The organism is Streptomyces sp. NPDC088732 (genome assembly GCF_044751205.1).
Lineage (GTDB): Bacteria > Actinomycetota > Actinomycetes > Streptomycetales > Streptomycetaceae > Actinacidiphila.
In genome coordinates, this window is sequence record NZ_JBIVLI010000006.1 from 346,950 (window position 1) to 367,337 (window position 20,388).

The 20,388-nt window shown below is 73.6% G+C and carries 22 protein-coding genes; 12 read left to right on the forward strand and 10 right to left on the reverse strand.

Annotated features, from left to right (window positions below; translation table 11 throughout):
• Nucleotides 1–30: 30 nt before the first annotated feature.
• Both ACIP9H_RS13820 and ACIP9H_RS13825 read right to left on the reverse strand, forming a co-directional pair.
• Nucleotides 31–1,236, reverse strand: coding sequence for an anion permease (locus ACIP9H_RS13820; protein WP_401959156.1), 1,206 nt, complete (start codon nucleotides 1,234–1,236; stop codon nucleotides 31–33).
• 113 nt (nucleotides 1,237–1,349) lie between these two features.
• A complete protein-coding gene (locus tag ACIP9H_RS13825; protein ID WP_401959158.1) occupies nucleotides 1,350–2,741 on the reverse strand; it encodes an NAD(P)/FAD-dependent oxidoreductase in 1,392 nt (463 codons plus the stop codon).
• A 115-nt stretch (nucleotides 2,742–2,856) separates the two neighbouring features.
• Here ACIP9H_RS13825 and ACIP9H_RS13830 point away from each other — a divergent pair, with 115 nt between their 5' ends.
• From ACIP9H_RS13830 to ACIP9H_RS13840, 3 genes are all read left to right on the forward strand, one after another.
• Complete coding sequence (locus ACIP9H_RS13830) at nucleotides 2,857–3,552, forward strand: class II aldolase/adducin family protein (protein WP_401584592.1); 696 nt, start codon at nucleotides 2,857–2,859, stop codon at nucleotides 3,550–3,552.
• A 58-nt stretch (nucleotides 3,553–3,610) separates the two neighbouring features.
• A complete protein-coding gene (locus ACIP9H_RS13835; RefSeq protein WP_401584594.1) occupies nucleotides 3,611–4,723 on the forward strand; it encodes an alpha/beta hydrolase family protein in 1,113 nt (370 codons plus the stop codon).
• A gap of 125 nt (nucleotides 4,724–4,848) precedes the next feature.
• Nucleotides 4,849–6,228 carry a hypothetical protein gene (locus tag ACIP9H_RS13840; RefSeq protein ID WP_401584597.1) on the forward strand — a complete coding sequence of 460 codons (1,380 nt, stop codon included), beginning with the start codon at nucleotides 4,849–4,851 and terminating at the stop codon, nucleotides 6,226–6,228.
• A 25-nt stretch (nucleotides 6,229–6,253) separates the two neighbouring features.
• On the opposite strand, the gene ACIP9H_RS13845 is transcribed toward ACIP9H_RS13840, so the two are convergent.
• Both ACIP9H_RS13845 and ACIP9H_RS13850 read right to left on the reverse strand, forming a co-directional pair.
• On the reverse strand, nucleotides 6,254–6,670 hold the full coding sequence (locus tag ACIP9H_RS13845) for a VOC family protein (protein WP_401584600.1): 417 nt from the start codon (nucleotides 6,668–6,670) through the stop codon (nucleotides 6,254–6,256).
• Between the two features lie 124 nt (nucleotides 6,671–6,794).
• Nucleotides 6,795–7,691 (reverse strand): neutral zinc metallopeptidase, encoded by an 897-nt coding sequence (locus ACIP9H_RS13850; protein ID WP_401584603.1) that lies wholly within the window; start codon nucleotides 7,689–7,691, stop codon nucleotides 6,795–6,797.
• A 242-nt stretch (nucleotides 7,692–7,933) separates the two neighbouring features.
• On the opposite strand from ACIP9H_RS13850, the gene ACIP9H_RS13855 reads away from it, so the two are divergent.
• The 3 genes from ACIP9H_RS13855 (at nucleotide 7,934) to ACIP9H_RS13865 (ending at nucleotide 11,098) form a co-directional block, all read left to right on the forward strand.
• Entirely contained in the window at nucleotides 7,934–9,532 is a 1,599-nt protein-coding gene (locus ACIP9H_RS13855) for an ABC-F family ATP-binding cassette domain-containing protein (RefSeq protein ID WP_401584606.1), read from the forward strand.
• Between the two features lie 422 nt (nucleotides 9,533–9,954).
• The gene (locus ACIP9H_RS13860; RefSeq protein WP_018560612.1) at nucleotides 9,955–10,176 is read left to right on the forward strand and encodes a helix-turn-helix domain-containing protein; all 222 of its coding nucleotides are present in this window, start codon (nucleotides 9,955–9,957) and stop codon (nucleotides 10,174–10,176) included.
• Between the two features lie 130 nt (nucleotides 10,177–10,306).
• Nucleotides 10,307–11,098 carry an enoyl-CoA hydratase/isomerase family protein gene (locus tag ACIP9H_RS13865; RefSeq protein WP_401584609.1) on the forward strand — a complete coding sequence of 264 codons (792 nt, stop codon included), beginning with the start codon at nucleotides 10,307–10,309 and terminating at the stop codon, nucleotides 11,096–11,098.
• Between the two features lie 13 nt (nucleotides 11,099–11,111).
• Here ACIP9H_RS13865 and ACIP9H_RS13870 read toward each other — a convergent pair whose 3' ends face one another.
• The gene (locus tag ACIP9H_RS13870; protein ID WP_401584612.1) at nucleotides 11,112–11,837 is read right to left on the reverse strand and encodes a nucleopolyhedrovirus P10 family protein; all 726 of its coding nucleotides are present in this window, start codon (nucleotides 11,835–11,837) and stop codon (nucleotides 11,112–11,114) included.
• 158 nt (nucleotides 11,838–11,995) lie between these two features.
• On the opposite strand from ACIP9H_RS13870, the gene ACIP9H_RS13875 reads away from it, so the two are divergent.
• Genes ACIP9H_RS13875 through ACIP9H_RS13895 form a run of 5 tightly spaced genes read left to right on the forward strand, consistent with a single transcriptional unit; the run spans nucleotide 11,996 to nucleotide 14,271 of the window.
• On the forward strand, nucleotides 11,996–12,484 hold the full coding sequence (locus ACIP9H_RS13875) for an Asp23/Gls24 family envelope stress response protein (protein ID WP_360912352.1): 489 nt from the start codon (nucleotides 11,996–11,998) through the stop codon (nucleotides 12,482–12,484).
• A 40-nt stretch (nucleotides 12,485–12,524) separates the two neighbouring features.
• Entirely contained in the window at nucleotides 12,525–12,707 is a 183-nt protein-coding gene (locus ACIP9H_RS13880; protein WP_319661257.1) for a hypothetical protein, read from the forward strand.
• 9 nt (nucleotides 12,708–12,716) lie between these two features.
• On the forward strand, nucleotides 12,717–13,106 hold the full coding sequence (locus ACIP9H_RS13885; protein WP_401584615.1) for an Asp23/Gls24 family envelope stress response protein: 390 nt from the start codon (nucleotides 12,717–12,719) through the stop codon (nucleotides 13,104–13,106).
• A complete protein-coding gene (locus ACIP9H_RS13890; protein ID WP_401584618.1) occupies nucleotides 13,103–13,696 on the forward strand; it encodes a DUF6286 domain-containing protein in 594 nt (197 codons plus the stop codon). The genes ACIP9H_RS13885 and ACIP9H_RS13890 overlap by 4 nt, the downstream gene beginning before the upstream one ends.
• Nucleotides 13,693–14,271 carry an alkaline shock response membrane anchor protein AmaP gene (locus tag ACIP9H_RS13895; protein WP_401584621.1) on the forward strand — a complete coding sequence of 193 codons (579 nt, stop codon included), beginning with the start codon at nucleotides 13,693–13,695 and terminating at the stop codon, nucleotides 14,269–14,271. The genes ACIP9H_RS13890 and ACIP9H_RS13895 overlap by 4 nt, the downstream gene beginning before the upstream one ends.
• A 17-nt stretch (nucleotides 14,272–14,288) precedes the next feature.
• Here the strand turns inward: ACIP9H_RS13895 and ACIP9H_RS13900 are convergent, their stop codons facing one another.
• The 5 genes from ACIP9H_RS13900 to ACIP9H_RS13920 all read right to left on the reverse strand — a co-directional run bounded on the left by ACIP9H_RS13900 (nucleotide 14,289) and on the right by ACIP9H_RS13920 (nucleotide 19,198).
• The gene (locus ACIP9H_RS13900; RefSeq protein ID WP_401584623.1) at nucleotides 14,289–15,050 is read right to left on the reverse strand and encodes an SDR family oxidoreductase; all 762 of its coding nucleotides are present in this window, start codon (nucleotides 15,048–15,050) and stop codon (nucleotides 14,289–14,291) included.
• Complete coding sequence (locus ACIP9H_RS13905; protein ID WP_401584626.1) at nucleotides 15,035–16,849, reverse strand: glycoside hydrolase family 15 protein; 1,815 nt, start codon at nucleotides 16,847–16,849, stop codon at nucleotides 15,035–15,037. Before ACIP9H_RS13905 ends, ACIP9H_RS13900 begins: the two co-directional genes overlap by 16 nt.
• Nucleotides 16,850–16,894: 45 nt before the next feature.
• A complete protein-coding gene (locus tag ACIP9H_RS13910) occupies nucleotides 16,895–17,776 on the reverse strand; it encodes an SURF1 family protein (protein ID WP_401584629.1) in 882 nt (293 codons plus the stop codon).
• Nucleotides 17,777–17,866: 90 nt separating this feature from the next.
• Entirely contained in the window at nucleotides 17,867–18,121 is a 255-nt protein-coding gene (locus tag ACIP9H_RS13915) for a hypothetical protein (RefSeq protein WP_401584631.1), read from the reverse strand.
• Between the two features lie 90 nt (nucleotides 18,122–18,211).
• Nucleotides 18,212–19,198 (reverse strand): DEDDh family exonuclease, encoded by a 987-nt coding sequence (locus ACIP9H_RS13920; RefSeq protein ID WP_401584634.1) that lies wholly within the window; start codon nucleotides 19,196–19,198, stop codon nucleotides 18,212–18,214.
• A 341-nt stretch (nucleotides 19,199–19,539) separates the two neighbouring features.
• Here ACIP9H_RS13920 and ACIP9H_RS13925 point away from each other — a divergent pair, with 341 nt between their 5' ends.
• Nucleotides 19,540–20,388 carry a sterol desaturase family protein gene (locus ACIP9H_RS13925; RefSeq protein ID WP_401959164.1) on the forward strand — a complete coding sequence of 283 codons (849 nt, stop codon included), beginning with the start codon at nucleotides 19,540–19,542 and terminating at the stop codon, nucleotides 20,386–20,388.

Here is a 20,388-nt window from a genome sequence, read left to right on the forward strand (position 1 = left end):
CCGGGACGGGTGGGGGCTGCGGGCCCGCCGTCAGACGGTGGCCTTGGTGTGGCCGGTGCCGGCCGCGGGACCCGCGGGCGGCGGCGCCACGGCGGCGACGGCCGCGGTGACGATGCCCGGCTCCGCGGTGCCGGCGTCGGCGTTGACGTTGGTGTGGTCGACCGGCCTGCGGCGGGCGGCCACCCGGATCGCGGCGCACACGGCGAGCGCCAGCACGGCGACGGCGGTGACGCCCGCGTCGCCCTGGTCGGCCACGAGCGCGGCGCCCGCCGCGACCAGGCCGGCGGCCGGCAGGGTCAGCACCCAGGCGGCGGCCATGCGGCCCGCGGTGCTCCAGCGGACGACACCGCCCTTGCGGCCCACCCCGGCGCCCAGGACGGAACCGGAGCAGACCTGGGTGGTGGACAGGGAGAAGCCGAGGTGCGAGGAGGCCAGGATGACCGCCGCGGCGCCGGTCTGGGCGGCGAAGCCCTGCGGCGGCTGGATGTCGGTGATGCCCTTGCCCATGGTGCGGATGATCCGCCAGCCGCCGATGAACGTGCCGAGAGCGATGGCCAGGCCCGCCGAGCCGATGACCCACAGCGGCGGGTCGGAGTCGGGGGCGACGACGTTGCCGGTGACGAGGGCGAGCGTGATGACGCCCATGGTCTTCTGGGCGTCGTTCGTGCCGTGCGCGAGGGAGACCAGGCCCGCCGAGGCGATCTGGCCCGCCCGGTAGCCCCTGGCGGTCGCGGCCGGGTCGCTGCCGCGGCTGATGCGGTAGGTCAGGCGGGTCGCCAGCAGCGCGGCGACCCCGGCGACGACCGGCGCGCAGACGGCCGGGACGAGCACCTTCATCACGACCGCGTCGCCGTTGACAGCCCCGAACCCGGCGGAGGCGACCGAGGCGCCGATCAGACCGCCGAACAGGGCGTGCGACGAACTGGAGGGGAGCCCCGCCAGCCAGGTCAGCAGATTCCAGACGATCGCGCCGACCAGCCCGGCGAAGATGACCTCGGGCCGGATCCCCGCGGTCTCGTCGAGGATCCCGCCGGAGATCGTCCTGGCGACCTCCACCGACAGGAACGCCCCGACCAGGTTCAGCACCGCGGACATCGCCACCGCTGTCCGGGGGCCCAGTGCGCCAGTGGAGATGGTGGTGGCCATCGCGTTGGCGGTGTCGTGGAAACCGTTCGTGAAGTCGAACACGAGTGCGGTGATAATCACGATTCCGATCAGGAGCGTGATGTGTTCCATGTACCCAGACATTCGTTTGATCCGTCAGTGGCGGTGGCGACCGTACGGAGTCTGGGTGAACGGAAAGTTAACGATGGGAATCCTGGGGGTGCTGCTCTTCGGGGGGCGGGCCGTTAGTGGCGCCCGGAGATCCGGTCGGCCGCCCGGGCCAGTGCGTCCGTCCCGGCGCTGCGGCCGGACTGCTCGCGGCGGTCGGCGGCGCGGTACGCCGCGTACAGGCCGTGCACGCCGATCCAGCGCAGCGGTTCGGGTTCCCAGCGGCGGACACGGTGGTGCACCCACGGCAGGCCCGTCAGCTCGGTGCCGTGCCCCTGCCCGGAGTCGAGCTGCACCAGGTCCCGCAGGGTGCGCGCCGCCAGGTTCGCCGTGGCCACGCCGCTGCCGACGTAGCCGCCCGCCCAGCCGAGCCCCGTCGAACGGTCCAGTTCCACCGTCGCGCACCAGTCGCGCGGCACGCCCAGCACGCCCGACCACGCGTGGTCGATCGCGGCGCGACCCGCGGCCGGGAAGAAGCGCACCAGGATCTCGCGCAGCGCCTCGACCGTCTCCGGCCGGGTGCGCCCGTCGTTGTCGGTGCGCGAGCCGAAGCGGTACGGCACGCCCCGTCCGCCGAGGGCGATCCGGTCGTCCGCCGTGCGCTGCGCGTACATGTAGGCGTGCGCCATGTCGCCCAGCGTCTCGCGGCCCTCCCAGCCGATGGTGTCCCACACCTCGGCGGGCAGCGGCTCGGTCACGACCATCGAGGAGTTCATCGGCAGCCAGGACCGCTTGTGGCCCTTGATCGCCGCCGTGAAACCCTCCGTGCAGCGCAGCACATAGGGGGCGCGCACGCTCCCGTACGGTGTCAGCGCGTGCTTGGGCCTGATCTCCGTCACCGGCGTCGACTCGTGGATCACCACGCCGAGCGCCTCCACCGCCCGCGCCAGGCCCTGCACCAGCTTCGCCGGATGGACGCGGGCGCCGTGCGGCGTCCATGTGCCGCCCGCCGTGCCCGCGACCCGCACCCGCCGGGCGGACTCGGCGGCGCCCAGCAGCAGCCGGTCCTTCTCCCCGAAGGCCACCTCCGCCTCGTGGAAGGCGTGCAGGCGGGCGAGTTGGGCGGGGGAGTGGGCGACCTCCAGGACGCCGCCCTTGTGGATGTCGGCGTCGATGCCCTCCTCCGCCGCGACCCGGATCACCTCGTCCACGGTCTCGTTCATCGCCCGCTGCAGCGCGATCGCGGAGTCCCGTCCGTGCAGGGCGGCGTAGCGGTCGCGGCCGGCGATGCCGTTGTAGAGCCAGCCGCCGTTGCGGCCGGAGGCGCCGTAGCCGCAGAAGCGCTGCTCCAGGACGACGATCCGCAGGAAGGGCACGGCTTTCTTCAGGTAGTACGCGGTCCACAGGCCGGTGTAGCCGCCGCCGACGACGCACACGTCGGCGGTCGTGTCGCCCGGCAGCGGCTCGCGCGGCACGGGGAGGCCGGACTTCGCGTACCAGAAGGAGATGCCGCCGTTGACGGTGGTCATGGTGCCCCTGCAATTCGTAAGGGTGATCGGACCGAGGTGTGCCGGGACGCTACTGTGCCCCGGGAACGTGCGGCAACGCCCAACCTGTCAGGATCAGCGCCCGGAGGTGGCACGGATGTCGGTGCAGGACGCGGTGGGCAAGGCCTGGTCGGAGCTCGTGGACACGGCACTGCGCTCGGTCGCCGACGGGCTGGTGGTCGGTACGTCCGGCAATGTGTCGGTCCGGGTGGCCCCCGACCTCGTCCTCGTCACCCCCAGCGGGGTGCCGTACCACCGGCTCGGCCCCGACGACACCGTCGGCGTCGACCTCGCCGGCCGGCAGGTGCTCGGCACGCTGCGGCCGACCAGCGAACTCTCCATGCATCTGGCGATCTACCGGAACACCGACGCCGGCGCCGTCGTCCACACCCATGCCGTGCACGCCACCGCCGTCTCCACCCTGCTGTACGAACTGCCCGCCATCCACTACATGGCCGCCGCGCTCGGCGGGCGCATCCGCGTCGCCGACTACGCCACCTACGGCAGCGAGGAACTGGCCGCCCACGTGCTGCGCGCGCTGCGCGACCGCACCGGCTGCCTGCTGCGCAACCACGGCACCATCGTCTACGGCGACGACCTGGAACAGGCCTACGACCGCACCGCGCAACTGGAGTGGATGTGCCAGGTCTGGCTCGCCGCCCGCTCCGTCGCCGGCTTCTCGCCCTCCCTGCTGTCGAAGAGGGAACTCGCCCGGGTCGCCGAGAAGCTGCGCCAGTACGGGCAGCCCGGCGCCGACGACGAGCCGTCCGGTACCGGGGACGGCCCGGAGTAGCTCCCCGGACGGCGCCCAGCACTGGCCGCCCCGCGCGCCCGCCCCGACACTGGAACGGATGCGCCTCACGACCGCCGCGGCCCTGGCCGCCACGACAGCGTTCGGTGCCGGTGCGGCCGCGGTGGCGGCCGGACGGCATGTGTCGGAGCTTGCCCTGAAGCCGCGCACCGACGGCCCCGACCCGGAGTCGCTGACCGTGCACTCGGCGACCGACCGCGAGGTCACCCTCACCAGGACCCTCGGCGCCACCCGGCCCGGCATCCACGGGATCACCGGCCGCGACGTGCACGCCGCCGTCGGCGACGTGCTGTCCACCGCCCCCGGCTCGGTGACCCGGCGCCTGCTGCGCGTCGGGCAGGGCGCCCTGACCGCGGGGCAGCGGGTCCGGCTCACCCCGCAGGTGTACGACGGCGATCCCGCCTCGGCGCTCGACCTGGCCTACCGCGACGTCGAGATCCCCGGTGAACTCGGCCCGCTGCCCGCGTGGTTCGTCGACGGCGCCCGCGACACCTGGGTCGTCCTGGTGCACGGTCTCGGCACCACCCGCGAGCACGCCATGGTCGTGCTGCCCACGCTGCACGCGCTGCGGCTGCCCTCGCTGGTCCTGGCCTACCGCAACGACCGGGGGGCGCCGCGCTCCCCCGACGGCATCGGGCACCTCGGCGACTCCGAATGGCGCGACCTGGACGCAGCCATGCGGTACGCGGTCCGGCACGGCGCGCGCCGCCTGGTGCTCTACGGCTGGTCCGCCGGCGCCACGATGGCGCTCCGGGCGGCCTGCGACTCCCCGCTGCGGGCCCTGGTGGCCGGGATGGTGCTGGACTCCCCGGTGCTGGACTGGCAGCGCACGGTGCGCGCCGCCGCGGCCGCCCGGGGCACGCCGCGCGTCCTGCTGCCGCTGGGCGTGCGCGCCGCCGAGGGCCGTACGGGACTGCACGCGGAACGTATCGCCGAGGCCGCCGCGCCCGGCCGGCTGAGCGTGCCGACGCTCATCTTCCACGGCCCCGGCGACACCCTCGCGCCCTGGGGCCCGTCCCGCGAACTGGCGCGTCTCCGGCCGGATCTGGTCATGTTGCACCCGGTCGGCGACGCCTCGCACGCGGCGATGTGGAACGCAAACCCGCAACCCTACGAGGAAGCCGTCCGCCGCTTCCTCACACCCCTCCTCTAGCCTCCTCTTTTTCTCGTCTGCGAGACTGAATAAATGCAGATATACCCCAGCAATTCGCACGCCCCCGGGTGGTGGAGGGGGACGCTCGTTTGGGTTTCCGGGCGCTCACCCGCAAGACTGCTCCCGTGACGTCCCGTATCCCGCGAGACACTCCGCTGCGTCTCGTTCCGCGCAGGCCCCTGGCCGCCGCGCACCGTGTCGCCGCGACGCGCAGAAACCGGCCGCCGCGGCCGCCGGAGGGCATCCCGGCACTGCCGGAGCTGGCGAGGAGGGCGCGTGCCGAACTCGCCGACGCGGTCCGTCTGGCCCACTGGGCCGACCCCGCCGTCGGTGCCGCCCCCGGCACGGCCGGGATACTGCGGGACGCCGATGTCCTGCGGGCCGTCGCCACACTGGACCTGACGACCCATCAGGTCCGCGCGGCCTGGGACCGGGCCCGGCTCGCGGGTCTCATCGAACTCCACAAGGGCGGTGCCGCCCGCCCCGGTTGGCGGCTGCGCGCCTGGGACCGCGACGACACCGCCGTGCTGCGCGGCTGGGTCGCGCTCTTCGACGCCTGGTCGCTGGCGCACCCCGCGGCACTCGATCCGGCGTGCGCCGGCGCGGACCCCGCGCTGGTCGCCGAAGTCGTCGAGGCCGCTCCCCAGTTGCTCTCGCTCCTGCATCTCTCCTCCGGGCCGGTCGCCGTGGCGGTCCTGCTCGACCTGCTGCGCCAGCGCGTCGACGAACTGCGCGCGGAGCGCCACGAGCCCCCGGCGGGCGGCGGCCGTGACGACCTGCCCCCGCTCCTGGACTGGATGCTCGACGCGCTGGCCCGCGTCGGCGCCCTGGAGCCCCGCGACCCGGCCCGCCCCGGCGAGGTGACCATCACCCCGCTCGGCAGCTGGGCGGTGTGGGTCAAGCTGGAGCAGATCTGCGTCGCCGCCCAGGGCCCGGCCGGGCACTTCGAGCACTCCGCGGAGGAGATGCTCAAGGCGTGCATCGGCATGCCCCCGGGCGCGGCCCGTGACGAGTACAAGGCGTGGCTCGCCCCCCGCCCGGTCGCCCAGGCGGTCGCCGAGTTCCTGGACGTCGCGCGCGGCGACGACGCCCTGCTGCGCGGGCTCGCCTTCGAGGCGCTGCGCGTCGTCGGCGGCCCGGCCGAGCCCGCCGTGCGGCACGTCGTGGACGAGCCGGGGCTGCGCCCCTACGCCCTCATGTGGCTCGCCGAGCACGAGGGCGCCGACCCCGAGGACGTCGCGGCCCTGCTCACCCGCGAGGAGGCCACCTGGCTGTGGGTGGACACCGCGGCGGCCGTCGCCGACCACGGCGAGAGCCATCTGCTGGTGGGCCACCTCGACGCCGCCCTCCAGGGCTCGGTGTCCCGCCTGCTCGACGAACTCCGCGTCGCCGGGCACCCGCGCACCGTCCAGGTGCTCGTCGCCCTCGCCGCCGCCCACCCGGACCCCGCGCTCGCCAAGGCGATGCGCCGGGCCGCCTTCCAGGTGCACACCGGCGGGGAGTGAGACCCGGGCGCGGGCGCCGGTCCGGTCATCCCCGGGCCGGTATCCGCGGCGCGTAGGTGCCGAAGGACCAGAGATTGCCCTCGGGGTCGCGGGCGGTGTAGTCGCGCGACCCGTAGTCCTGGTCGGTGAGCGGCAGCACGATCTGCGCGCCCGCGGCGACCGCCCGCGCGTGATGGGCGTCGGCGTCGGCGACCACCACGTACACCGACACCGGGCCGAGGTGCCCGGCGACCCGGCTGAACGCGCTGCCCGACTGCGTGCTCCCCAGCATCACCAGGCCGTTGCCGTAGGCGAGTTCGGCGTGCTGCACGGTGCCGTCCCCGCCCTCGTGCACCGCCACCTGCGTGAAGCCGAAGGCGTCCTGGAGGAAGGCGAGGGCAGCCCTCGCGTCCTTGTAGCGCAGCGTCGGGCAGATCGCGGGCGCGGCTCCGTCGCCAGCCATGACGATCACCTTCCCCTTCCGGAACATGTCCCACCGGTGTGACGTGGATCTCAGTGTGGCAGGGGGGTACGACAACGGCCCTCGCGCGGGCGCCGCCCCCGGGCCCGCCACGCGGCGGGCCGGTTCAGCGGAAGGTGTCGCAGTCCTTCAGGTCCCCCGAGCGCAGCCCCGCGCCGAACCACTGCTGCCGCTGCGCCGAGGAGCCGTGCGTCCACGAGTCCGGGTCGACCCGGCCCTGCACCCGGGACTGGATCGCGTCGTCCCCGACCGCCGCGGCCGCGTCCAGGCCCTGCCGGATGTCGGTGTCGGTCAGCCCCGTGATCAGCGCGCTGCCGGTGGTCGCGTCGCGCGTGGTCGTGGCGTGGTGCGCCCACACCCCCGCGTAGCAGTCCGCCTGGAGCTCCACCCGCACCGAGCTGCTGTTCGCGCCCGTGCGGCGGTCCTGCGCCGAAGCGAGCGTGCCCGCCAGGTCCTGCACGTGGTGCCCGTACTCGTGGGCGACGACGTAGCTCTCGGCGAAGGGGCCGCCCTCGGCCCCGAAGCGGCGGCTGAGCGTGGCGAAGAAGTCCAGGTCCAGGTAGACCTTGCGGTCCTCCGGGCAGTAGAACGGGCCCGACGACGGGTCGGCGACACCGCAGCCCGTGCGGACCGGCTGGTCGAAGAAGACCGTCGGCGCGGGCCGGTACACCGCGCCCCGGCGCCGGAACTCCGCCGTCCAGTAGTCCTGCACATTGTTGATCACGGCGACCATGCGGCAGTCCTGCCGGGTGTTGGCGTCCGCCCCCGTCCGGCAGCCCGCGGCCAGGTCCGGCCCCGAGGTGGCTCCCGGTGTGCGGGCCGGCGGGTCGTCGGAGAGCCCCAGCTGGTCCGGGCTGATGCCGAAGATCAGCCCCACGACGACCACGATCAGCCCCGCGATGCCGCCGCCCACCATCCGGCCCCGCCCGCCGCCGGACGAGCCGCCACCTCGCCGGTCCTCGACCTCGGAGGGGTCGAGCGGTGCGTCGTCGTCGAACTGCATGGCCCTCATTGTCCGCCGCGGCCTCGCGCCGCGCAGGGGTGCCGTCCGGCCCCGGGGGCCGGAAACCGTTTGCCGGGACACCGCGGTGCCCCCGGTAGACTGGACGCATGGCAGTACTCCACGCGCATTAGACGGCCGTCGCCGACCGCGACCCTCCGCCCGCACGTCGCCCGCCATCCACCACCCACGACGCGCTGGCGCGGCACTCAGACAGCCGTCCGCCACGCCCAGGAGCCCTTCCCGTGATCACTGCCTCAGGCATCGAGCTGCGCGCCGGAGCCCGCGTCCTCATCGAGTCCGCCTCCTTCCGCATCGCCCGCGGCGACCGTGTCGGCCTGGTCGGCCGCAACGGCGCCGGGAAGACCACCCTCACCAAGGTGCTCGCCGGCGAGGGCATGCCCGCCGCCGGCACGGTCACCCGCGCCGGTGAGGTCGGCTACCTGCCGCAGGACCCGCGCACGGGAGACCTGGACGTCCTCGCCCGCGACCGCATCCTGTCCGCCCGCGGACTGGACACCGTCCTGCGCAAGATGCGCGAGAACGAGGAGCGGATGGCGAGCGGCAAGGGCGCCACCCGTGACAACGCGATGAAGAAGTACGCGCGCCTGGAGACGGAGTTCCTCACCAAGGGCGGTTACGCCGCCGAGGCCGAGGCCGCCACCATCGCCGCCGCCCTGAGCCTGCCCGACCGGGTGCTCGCCCAGCCGCTGCACACCCTCTCCGGCGGCCAGCGGCGCCGCGTGGAGCTGGCCCGCATCCTCTTCTCGGACGCCGACACCCTGCTGCTGGACGAGCCGACCAACCACCTGGACGCCGACTCGATCCTGTGGCTGCGGGACTTCCTGAAGACCTACCGGGGCGGCTTCGTCGTCATCTCCCACGACATCAACCTGGTCGAGACGGTCGTCAACAAGGTCTTCTACCTGGACGCCAACCGCTCCCAGATCGACGTCTACAACATGGGCTGGAAGCAGTACCTCACCCAGCGCGAGGCCGACGAGAAGCGCCGCAAGCGCGAGCGCGCCAACGCCGAGAAGAAGGCCGCGACCCTCAACGCCCAGGCCGACAAGATGCGCGCCAAGGCGACCAAGACGGTCGCGGCCCAGAACATGGCGCGCCGCGCCGACAAGCTGCTGTCCGGCCTGGAGGCGGTACGGCAGTCCGACAAGGTCGCCAAGCTGCGCTTCCCGGACCCCGCGCCCTGCGGCAAGACCCCGCTCACGGCCAGCGGCCTGTCGAAGTCGTACGGCTCCCTGGAGATCTTCACCGACGTCGACCTGGCCATCGACCGGGGCTCGCGGGTCGTCATCCTCGGCCTCAACGGCGCCGGCAAGACCACCTTGCTGCGGCTGCTGGCGGGCGCCGAGCAGCCGGACACGGGCGAGGTGATCCCCGGCCACGGCCTGAAGCTCGGCTACTACGCCCAGGAGCACGAGACCCTCGACCCGGACCGGACCGTGCTGGAGAACATGCGCTCGGCGGCGCCCGACATGGACCTGGTCGCCGTCCGCAAGATCCTCGGCTCGTTCCTCTTCTCCGGCGACGACGCCGACAAGCCCGCGGGCGTCCTGTCCGGCGGCGAGAAGACCCGTCTCGCGCTCGCCACCCTCGTCGTCTCCAGCGCCAATGTGCTGCTGCTCGACGAGCCCACCAACAACCTCGACCCGGCCAGCCGCGAGGAGATCCTCGGCGCGCTGCGCACCTTCACCGGCGCCGTCGTCCTCGTCACCCACGACGAGGGCGCGGTGGAGGCGCTCCAGCCGGAGCGGATCATCCTGCTGCCCGACGGCGTCGAGGACCTGTGGGGCAAGGACTACGTGGACCTCGTGTCCCTCGCCTGACCCGCCGGCGGTGGCTCCCGGAGGCCGCCGGGGGCGCCGTCCGGGGGACCGCCGGCCCTCGGCCGATCATCCGTGTGGATCAATCCGCTGGATCATTCGGCCGACGGGTGATCCTTCATCTGTGTGAGACCGGCTCGTACTCCGGCGCGCCCACGTGCGATCCGTCGAACGGCGGCGCCGATCAGCCGCGTCACATGGGCGAACTCCTTACCGACCTTGGTGACCTGCCCTTTCTCGGGCGGGTTAGGGAGGGCCGCGCGGACCGCGCGGCGGAATGCCCGATTTCGCCTCTCACGGCGCCCGGCTCCCACGTCAACAAGGCTCCCAATGTTGTTGCACGGACCTTGCCGAATGGGTGGCCAGGAAGCCTCCTAGGGGTGATCATGAGAGTCACAGAGCGCACTTCCCTAGAGGAGGCACGGGTGGCCGAGACTCTGAAGAAGGGCAGCCGGGTGACCGGCGCCGCGCGCGAGAAGCTCGCGGCAGACCTCAAGAAGAAGTACGACGGCGGGGCAAGCATCCGGGCGCTGGCCGAGGAAACCGGCCGCTCCTATGGCTTCGTCCACCGCATGCTCAGTGAGTCCGGCGTGACCCTGCGTGGTCGCGGCGGAGCCACACGGGGCAAGAAGGTTTCCACGGCCTGACGGGAGTCGGCGCCTGGCACGGCGATATGCAGTGGTCCCGGAGACATGACAGGGCCACCCGGTCGCGGAAGTGACCGACCGGGTGGTTACTCTTCGGTAATCAAATCTGCCGATCGCTCGGAGGTGCCCGATGTCCGACCCCGCAGTGCTGCTTGAGCGTGACGGTGTACGGCTCACGGCGGACGACAGTGTCGCCACCGTGACCTTGTGCAATCCGGCCAAGCGGAACGCCCAGTCGCCCGCATTGTGGCGGGCGCTGGAGGAAGCGGGCCGGCTTCTGCCCGGCAATGTGCGGGTGGTCGTGCTCCGCGCGGAGGGTGTGTCCTTCTCCGCCGGACTCGACCGGCAGGCCTTCACGCCCGAGGGATTCGACGGTGAGCCGTCGTTCATCGATCTCGCCCGTGCGTCCGGGGGCGAACTCGATGCCACGATCGCCGAGTACCAGTCGGCGTTCACCTGGTGGCGGCGCAATGACATCGTCACGATCGCCGTCGTCCAGGGACATGCGATCGGTGCCGGCTTCCAGTTGGCTCTCGCGTGCGATCTGCGCGTCGTCGCCGACGACGTGCAGTTCGCCATGCGTGAGACCGCGCTGGGGCTGGTCCCCGACCTGGCCGGCACCAAGCCGCTGACCGAACTCGTCGGCTACGCACGGGCCCTGGAGATCTGCGCCACCGGTCGCTTCGTCGGCGCCGACGAAGCCGTGCGCACCGGCCTGGCCAACATCGCCGTCGCGGCCGACGCGCTCGACGCCACCGTCCAGGACCTCGCCGCCGCCCTGCTGGCATCGCCCCGCGACGCCGTGATCGAGACCAAGGCGCTGCTCCGCGAGGCCTCCGGCCGTACGTACGAGGAGCAGCGCACCGCCGAACGCGCCGCGCAGGGACGCCGGCTGCGCGACCTCGCGGGCGTCGGGGAGTAGCGGACCGACCCGGTCAGCGACGCGCCCCCGGCACTCCGGCGCCGGGGGCGATGTCGGTGACGACGACGGTGGTGACGTCCCCCGTCACGGCCGTCACCGCCGCGGCGACCGCACGCGCGACATCGCGTGCGCGGTGCCCCGCGCCGACCGCGATCTGCACCCTGGCGGGGTGGGCGTGCCCGCCCAGTCGTGCGGTGAGCCGGGCGACCCCCGGCACCGCGGCGGCGGCCGCCCGCGTGGTGACGTCCCCCGGGGCCGCGTCGTCGGCCGTCGTGCCGTCGGGCCCGGCAGGGAGAACGGCTCCCGACGCCGGGTCCTGCCCGGCCGGTTGGGGCTCCTCGGTGTCCAGCAGTCCCGTGACGGTCAGGTCGACCGCCGCGGGTTCCAGCCCGACGCCGTGCTCCGCGGCCTCCCACAGCGCGTCGCGCAACCGCCGCGCCGAGTAGGGCAGGGGCACGTCCGGCGTGGCCTCGAAGGCGGCCTCGATCCGCAGCGGCAGCCGGGCCAGCGCGCCCGGGGGCGCCGACTCCGGTGCGGGCGCGGCCGCTTGCTCCGGTCCGGCGGCACCGATGCGCAGCCGTCCGAGCCGCACCCCCGGCACCCGCGCGGCGGCTGAGCGCAGCACCGCCGTCGCCGCGCTCTCGGTGACCCACAGCGTGTCCCCGGCGTCCCCCAGCGGCAGGACCCGGCCGAGCCCGAGTTGCCGGCGCACCGCCCGCGCCAGCCGGTCCGCGGTCATCGGCCCTCGCCTCCCTCCACCCCGGGACGTGCGCCCGTGCGCGCCGTCCTCGCCCGGTCGCCGCATCCTCACGGCGCGACGGGGCATGCCCACATAGTGTGGTGCACGGAGCAGCCCGAACCGCTCCCGCCATCGGAAGGTCGAAGGGACGAGGTGGGATGACCGAGACCGTGCAACAGGGCGAGGGCAGGGGCCGGACCCTGGAGAAGGGCACCAGCCCGGGCGCTTCGGCGACCGGCCGCAGGGCGCCCCTCGGCGACCCCGCGACCCGCGGCCGGACCACGATCGCCGACGGGGTGGTGGAGAAGATCGCCGGGCTCGCGGCCCGCGACGTGGAGGGTGTGCACGCCCTCGGTGCCGGGATCCCGCGCGGCTTCGGCGCGGTGCGCGACCGGGTGCCCGTCGGCAAGTCCGGCACCCGCGGCGTGCGTGCGGAGGTCGGCGAGGTGCAGGCCGCGCTCGACCTCGACATCGTCGTCGACTACGGCGTGTCCATTGTGTCGGTCGCCCACGCGGTGCGGGAGAACGTGATCGTCGCCGTCGAGCGGATGACCGGCCTGGAGGTCGTCGAGGTCAACATCGCCGTGGGGGACGTCAAACTGCCCGACGACACGGACGACGACGACCAGGAGCAGCGGGTCCAGTGACATCGGCGCCGGACAACGGCCGCAGGACAGGGAGCGGACCATGAGCATGGCCCTGATCGGACTGATCGTCGGGATGGCGCTCGGCTTCGCCGGGTACTTCGGCGGGTTCGCCGCCTTCCTGCTGGTGGCGGCGCTCGGCGCCGTCGGGTTCCTGGTCGGCCGGTACTTCGACGGCGACCTGGAGCCCGGCGAGTTCTTCCGTACCCGCGACCGGCGGCGGTGAGGCGGCCCGATGAGCACCGCGGAGCCGGGGCGGACGTCCGCCGTTCCGCTCCTCGCCCCCGCCGAACGCGGCTCGTTGCGGATCGCCGACCGCGTCCCGGCGAAGATCGCCGCGCAGGCCGCCCGTGAGACGCTCAAGGGCGCGCCCGGCCAGGAGCACGTGCCGCGCGGCGCGTTCCCGCGGGCGAGCGTCACCGTCCACCGCGACCGGATGCATGTGCGGGTGTCCGTCGAACTCGGCTACCCCGTCGACATCGCCGCGGTGAGCCGTGCGGTGCGGCGGCATGTCGCAGAACGCGTCGAGGAGTTGACCGGGATCGTGGTGCAAGGAGTGGTCGTGGAGGTGGAACGCCTGCACTCGCAGGCCTCGCACGCGGCCGAGGAGGGGAGGGTGCGATGAGCGGCACCGCGCGGACGCGGGAACCCGAGGCCGTCGTGACGGCCTCCCCCCGCGCACGGCGCTTCTGGTCCCCGCGCCGCGTGCCCGCCGCCGTCACCGCGTTCCTGGTGCTGGCGCCGGCCGGTGTGCTGCTCTACGACGTCGCCGCGGTGCGCGCCGGACGCTCCGCCATGGCCTGGCGCACATGGCTCGCGGACGACCTCGCCGCCCGGCCCGTGGGTGACCCGTGGATCCTCGCCGCCGGCTCCGCCGCCGTCCTGCTGGGGCTGTGGCTGATCGTGCTCGCCGCGACGCCCGGGATGCGCGACGTGCTGCCGATGCGCCCGGGAACGCCCGGCGTCCGGGCGGGACTCGACCGGCACGCGGCCGAACTCGCCCTGAGGGACCGCGCGGTGGAGGTGCCGGGGGTGCGCTTCGCGCAGGTCTCCGTGACCCGCAGGGCGGCCGCCGTCCGGGCCGAAGTGGCCTTCCGGGAGACCGCGGAGGTGCGGGCCGACCTGGAGGCGGCCCTCGCCGCGGCCCTCGACGGACTGGGGCTGTACCGCCCGCTCGCGCTGTCGCTGGACGTACGCCGCATGGAAACGGGGTGAGCGCGGTGCGCTCCACGGTCAACCGCGTCCTGCTCGCCCTCGTCGGCCTGGTGCTGCTCCTCGGCGGAGCCTTCGTGCTGTGCGCCGGGACCGGCCTGCTGGACCGGCCCTGGACGGGCCCCCACGACGTCCTGCTCGCCACGGGCGACCGCACCCGGTACACCGGCGCCTCCTGGTGGTGGCCGGCCGTCCTGACCGCCCTGGCGCTGATCGTGCTCGGCGCCCTGTGGTGGCTGCTGGCGCAGCCGCGCGAGCGACGGCTGCGCCGGTTCACCGTGGACGCCGACGACGGGGGCGGGGCGGTCCTGCGCGGCCGCGCCCTGGAGGAGGTCATCGCCGCCGACGCCGCCGAACTGCCGGGCGTCGACCACGCCGCCGCCACCCTCGCCGGGACCCCCACCGCCCCCACGGCCCGGCTCCTGCTCGCCCTCGCCCCGCACGCCGTCCCCGGCAGCGTGCTGGCCGAACTCGACGGTGCGGTCCTGCGCCGGGCGTGCACCTCGGCCGGACTGCCCGCGCTGCCCGCCGAGGCGCGGCTGCGCGCCGTCAGCCACCGCGCGACCCGGGTCACCTGACGGGCCGGGGGCAGCGCTCAGTACTCGCCGCGCGCGCCCCCGTCGACCGGCAGCATCAGCCCGGTCAGGTACGAGGCGGCGGGCGACATCAGGAACGCGGCCGTGCGGCCGAACTCCTCGGGGGTGCCGTAGCGGCGCAGGGCGATGCGTTCGCTGAGGCGGGCGCGGGCGGCCTCGGCGTCGCCGGTGAGGGCGTCGAGTTCGCGGACCCGGTCGGTGTCGACACGGGCGGGGAGCAGCCCGATGACGCGGATGCCGCGCGGTCCCAACTGGTTGGCGAGGTCCTTGGCGTGGCCCGCGAGGCCCGGCCGCAGGCCGTTGGAGATCGCCAGGCCCGGGATCGGCTCGTACACGGACCCGGAGAGCACGAAGCCGATCACCCCGCCCTCGCCCAGTTCCTCCGCCGCCGCGCGCGCCAGCCGCACCGCGCCCAGGTAGACCGACTCGAACGCCGCGCGCCACTGGTCGTCGCCGATGACGTCCGCGGTGCCCGCGGGCGGCCCGCCGACGCTGATCAGCATCCCGTCCAGCCGCCCGAAGTCCCGTCGCGCGGCCATGATCAGCAGCTCCGGCGCCCGGGGGTCGGCGTTGTCGGCGACGACCCCGACGGCGCTGGCGGAACCGCCCAGTTCCGCGACGGCGCCGGCCACCGCCTTCTCGCCGCGCCCGCTGACGACCACCTTCGCGCCGTCGGCGACCAGTTCGCGAGCGGCCGCGAGGCCCAGCCCGCGGCTGGCACCGGTGACGATGTACACCCGATCCCTCAGCCCGAGGTCCATGACGGTTGCCGTGCCCCTTCCGTACCGGACAGCGTGAGTGCCGTGTTGACGAGCCCGATGTGGCTGAACGCCTGGGGGAAGTTACCCAGTTGGCGCCGTTCCACCGGGTCCCACTCCTCCGCGAGCAGGCCCACGTCGTTGCGCAGGCCCAGCAGCCGCTCGAAGAGCTCGCGGGCCTCGTCGCGGCGGCCGGTGCGGTGCAGGGCGTCCGCGAGCCAGAACGAGCAGGCCAGGAAGGCGCCCTCACCGCCCGGCAGACCGTCCACGCTGCTGTCCTCCAGGGTGTAGCGGCGGACGAAGCCGCCGTGGTCCAGCTCCGTGCGCACCGCCTCGACGGTGCCGACCACCCGGTGGTCGGTCACCGGGAGGAAACCGACCTGGGGGATGAGGAGGGTCGCCGCGTCCAGCTCCCGGGAGCCGTAGTACTGCGTGAAGGTGTTGCGCTCCTTGTCGAAGCCCTTGCGGCACACCTCGCGGTGCACCTCGTCGCGCATCGCCCGCCAGGCCGCCGCGTCCCCGGAGAGGTGCGGCCGGGCCTCCAGCGTGCGGACCGCACGGTCGGCGGCCACCCACGCCATCACCTTGGAGTGCACGAAGTGCTGCCGCTCGCCCCGCACCTCCCACAGGCCCTCGTCGGGCCGGCGCCAGGCCGACTCCAGGAAGTTCATCAGCGAGTGCTGCACCGCCCAGGCGTGCGGCTCGTCCTGCATGCCGCGGGTGCGGGCGAGGAAGAGCGAGTCCAGGACCTCGCCGTAGACGTCCAGTTGCAACTGCGTCGCGGCGGCGTTGCCGACGCGCACCGGCAGCGACGCCTCGTAGCCGTCCAGCCACCCCAGCTCCTGCTCGGGCAGCCGCCGCTCGCCCGCGATCCCGTACATGATCTGCAGGTCGGCCGGGTCGCCGGCGACCGCCCGCAGCAGCCAGTCCCGCCAGCGGTACGCCTCCTTGAGGTAGCCGGTGGCGACCAGCACATTGAGGGTCAGTGTCGCGTCGCGCAGCCAGCAGAAGCGGTAGTCCCAGTTGCGCACGCCCCGGATCTCCTCGGGCAGCGAGGTCGTGGCCGCCGCGACGATGCCGCCGCTGGGCGCGTACGTCAGCGCCTTGAGCGTGATCAGCGAGCGCAGTACGGCGTCCCGCCAGGGGCCGTCGTAACGGCACTGGGCCGACCAGGTCTCCCAGTCCCGCACGCTCTGCCGCAGCGCCTCGTGGGGATCGATCGCCCGCGGCCGCCGCTCGTGCGAGGGGTGCCAGGTGAGGGTGAAGGCGACCCGCTCGCCCTTGGAGACGGAGAAGTCCGCGTGGGTCGTGAAGTCCTTGCCGTACATGCGGACCAGCGGCTCGCTGCGCAGCCACACCGAGTCGGGACCGGCGATGGCGATCCGGTGCCCCTCACTGCGGCGCATCCAGGGCACGACGTGCCCGTAGTCGAAGCGCAGCCGCAGCTCACTGCTCATGGGGACGCTGCCGGACACGCCCTCGACGATGCGGATCACATCGGGCGCGCGGTCCCGCTGCGGCATGAAGTCGATCACCTTGACGGTGCCGGAAGGGGTCTCCCAGACGCTTTCCAGCACCAGGGTGTCGCCCCGGTAGGCGCGGCGTGTGCAGGGCTCGTCGCTGGACGCGGACGCGGGTGCGATGCGCCAGTTGCCGTTGTCGTGGCCGCCCAGGAGCGCGGCGAAGCACGCGCCGGAGTCGAAGCGGGGCAGGCAGAGCCAGTCGACTGAGCCGTTCCTGCCGATCAGGGCGACCGTCTGCAGGTCGCCGATGACCGCGTAGTTCTCGATGGGTCCCGCCACGGTGCCGCCTCCGCGCTCGGCCCCCCTTAGAGGGTGCCCCGCGGCCTACGGGGCCGCGACCGCAGCGACGGCCTGGCCGGGCGTCTCCCCGTCCGCGGAGCCGCCGGCGGAGTCGCCGTCCGGGCCCTCCCCGGGGCCTGCCGCCGCCGCTTGGGCGGCCTGCGCCGCCGCGAGCCGCTCCTTGCGCTCGCGGCGCACCAGGATGACCCAGCCGACCGGCACCATGGCGGTGAACAGCCACCACTGGATGGCGTAGCCCATGTGCATGCCGATGCTGCTGTGGTCCGGTTCGGGGATCAGCTCCGGCTGGTGACCGGTGGGCTTCGGCGAAGTGGCGGACAGCTCCATGTAGCCGCCGACCGGCTTCTCGCCGGCCGGCAGGTCCTTGGCGACCAGTCCGCTGTTGATCAACATGATCATGCGGTCGGGGAGGCCGCCCTTGTTCCTGATCCCGGTCTCGCCGGTGGTCTCGTCGGGGCGCAGCCGTCCGGTGACGGTGACCTCGCCGGAGGGCGCGGCCGGGACCTTCGGGAACTTCGTGAGGTTGCCGCCGGCCGCGATCCAGCCCCGGTTGACCAGCACCGCGCGGCCGTCGGCCATGACCAGGGGGGTGATGACGTGGTACCCGATGCTGTCCCCGTCGGCGGCCGTGCGCTGCCGGGCGACGACCTCGTGGGCGGTGTCGTAGCGGCCGGTCGCGGTGACCGTCCGGTAGATGTCCTTCTTCGGGACGACCGCCCCCGGGCCGGTCAGCGACTCCACGGGGAGGGGGGCCGCCTTGAGGTTGTCCGAGATCAGGTGGTTGTTCGCCACCCGGCGCTCGTGCCGGTGCAACTGCCAGAAGCCCAGCCGCACCATGGTGGGCATCATCAGCAGTCCGACGAGGGTGAGGATCACCCACTGGCGGGACAACAGGAAGCGGTACACCCCATGACCGTACAACTCGGTCGCGGGGCGCTTTCGGCAGGGGTCGGACGCCGTGGCGTCACCGCCCGGCGGCGGCCCGCCCCGCGCCGTTCACCTCCCGGACGCCGCGGACCCGACGCGGTCGACGATGCCGGTACGGCCCTCGGCCTTGGCGCAGTGCCCGCCGCAGTACCAGTGGCCGTCCACCTCGACGCCGTGGCCGACGATACGGACCCGGCAGTGCTCGCAGATGGGGGCCATCCGGTGGATGGCGCACTCGAAGCTGTCGAAGACGTGCACGGCCCCCTGGGCATGCACCTCGAAGCTCATGACGTAGTCGTTGCCGCAGACTTCACATCGGGCCATGAGGCCCAGCGTGCGGGTGGGGCGGGGGCGCGGCAAACCGGGGGCGGGTGCGTCGGCCCGGCACCACCCGAACGGCTGCCGCGGGCCGTCTCAGCCGTGCACGTCGGGTGCCGGCGCCACGTCCTTGAGGAGTTCGGCGAAGCGCCGCTCGTCGATGACGGGGGTGCCCAGCTGGCGGGCCCGCACCGTCTTGCCGGTGAGGGAGCCCGGGTCGTTGGTGACCAGCAGGCTGGTGAGCCGGCTGACGCCGGACGCCACGTGCAGCCCGGCCTCGGTCGCCCGGTCCTCCAGCAGTTCGCGGTCGACGTTCGTGTCCCCCGAAAAGGCGACCCGCATCCCCTGGACCAGCGGGCCGCCCTGCTCCAACCGTCCGGGATTGGGGTAGGGGCAGGCGGGCCGCTTCCGGCTGGTCCGCCAGCTCATGGGCCGGTACGTCGAGCGGTAACCGGCGGCCACCGACCGCGGTTCGGTGGCGGTGTCGATCCACTCCGTGAGCGGGCGGCAGGCGTGCAGGGGCAGCCGCAGGCCCCCGGCCGCGGCCTGGTGGAGGCTGGGGCGGAAGACCTCGGCCAGGACGCGGGCGTCGTCCAGGGCGTGGTGCGCGCGCTGCTGCACGACGCCGTAGTGCGCGGCCAGCGACCCCAGTTTGTGGTTGGGCAGCGGCAGGCCCAGCTCCTTGGACAGCACAATGGTGCACAGCCGGTGCTCCACCGGCGCGACCGTCCGGGCGCGGGCGAACTCCCGGGACAGCATCGACCAGTCGAAGACCGCGTTGTGGGCGACGAGGACGCGTCCCGCCAGCCGGGCCGCCAGTTCCTCCGCGATCTCGCCGAACAGGGGCGCGTCGGCGAGCATGTCGGAGGTGAGGCCGTGGATCCACACCGGGCCCGGGTCCCGCTGCGGGTTGACCGGGGAGTACCAGTGGTCCTGCACCTCGCCGCGTGCGTCCAGCCGGTAGACGGCGGCGGAGACTATCCGGTCGTCGCGGCCGAGCCCGGTGGTCTCGACGTCCACGACGGCGTACCCGTCGGGGTAGGCCTCGGGCCACGGTGGCTGCGGGAGCTGGGACACGTGCATGGTGGAACACAATACGGGCGGCCACCGACACCCCGGACCGGCCCCGTCCGGCTCCGCCCCGGTCAATGCCGCCTGGACGGGCCGGACACGGGTCGCCGGGGCCGGTGCGGGTAACGGCTCCACCTGTGGCTGACGGGCCGTCAGGTCGGCGTCCCGGGGGCGCGTCCGCCGCCCTTGCCCGGCGGGACCGGGCCCGTCCGATCCCCTTGCACAACAAGCCTGTTGGGCCCGGCGGGCGTCAGCCGCGTCGAGGTGCGGCCCGGAGCGCGGCCCACCCCGGGAAAATACTGATGGGTAACGACATCTGTTCGCCGGGCGCCGGGCGGCCCTATGGTTCCGCCATGCCGCAACTGCCCGATGCCGTGATGTGGTCGATACCCGCATTCGTGCTGCTCACCGTCCTGGAGGTGATTAGCTACCGGATCCACCCGGACGAGGACGCCGCCGGGTACGGCGCCAAGGACACCGCGACCAGTCTGTCGATGGGACTCGGCAGTCTCCTCTTCGACTTCCTGTGGAAGTTCCCGATCGTCGCGATCTACACCGGGGTGTACGCCCTGACCCCGCTCCGCGTGCCCGTCGTCTGGTGGACGATTCCGCTGATGCTCCTGGCGCAGGACTTCTTCTACTACTGGCAGCACCGCGGGCACCACGTGATCCGCGTCCTGTGGGCGTGCCACGTCATCCACCACTCCAGCCGGAAGTTCAACCTCTCCACCGCACTGCGCCAGCCGTGGACGAGTCTGACGTCCTGGCCGTTCTACCTCCCGCTGATCGCCTGCGGTGTGCATCCGGCGGCCCTCGCCTTCTGCTCCTCCCTCAACCTCGTCTACCAGTTCGGCATCCACACCGAGCGCGTCGGGAAGCTGCCGGGCCCCGTCGAGTTCGTCTTCAACACCCCCTCCCACCACCGGGTCCACCACGCCTCGCAGGGCGGCTACCTCGACCGCAACTTCGGCGGCATCCTGATCCTCTGGGACCGGCTCTTCGGGTCCTTCGCCGCCGAGGCCGAACGGCCGGTGTACGGCCTGACGAAGAACATCGCCACCTTCAACCCGCTGCGCGTTGCCACCCACGAGTACGCCGCCATCGCCCGCGATGTCGCCTCCGCGCGCACCTGGCGCGACCGGGCCGGCCATCTGCTGCGCGGCCCCGGCTGGTCGCCCCGGCCCGAGGGCCCGGCGGCGTGA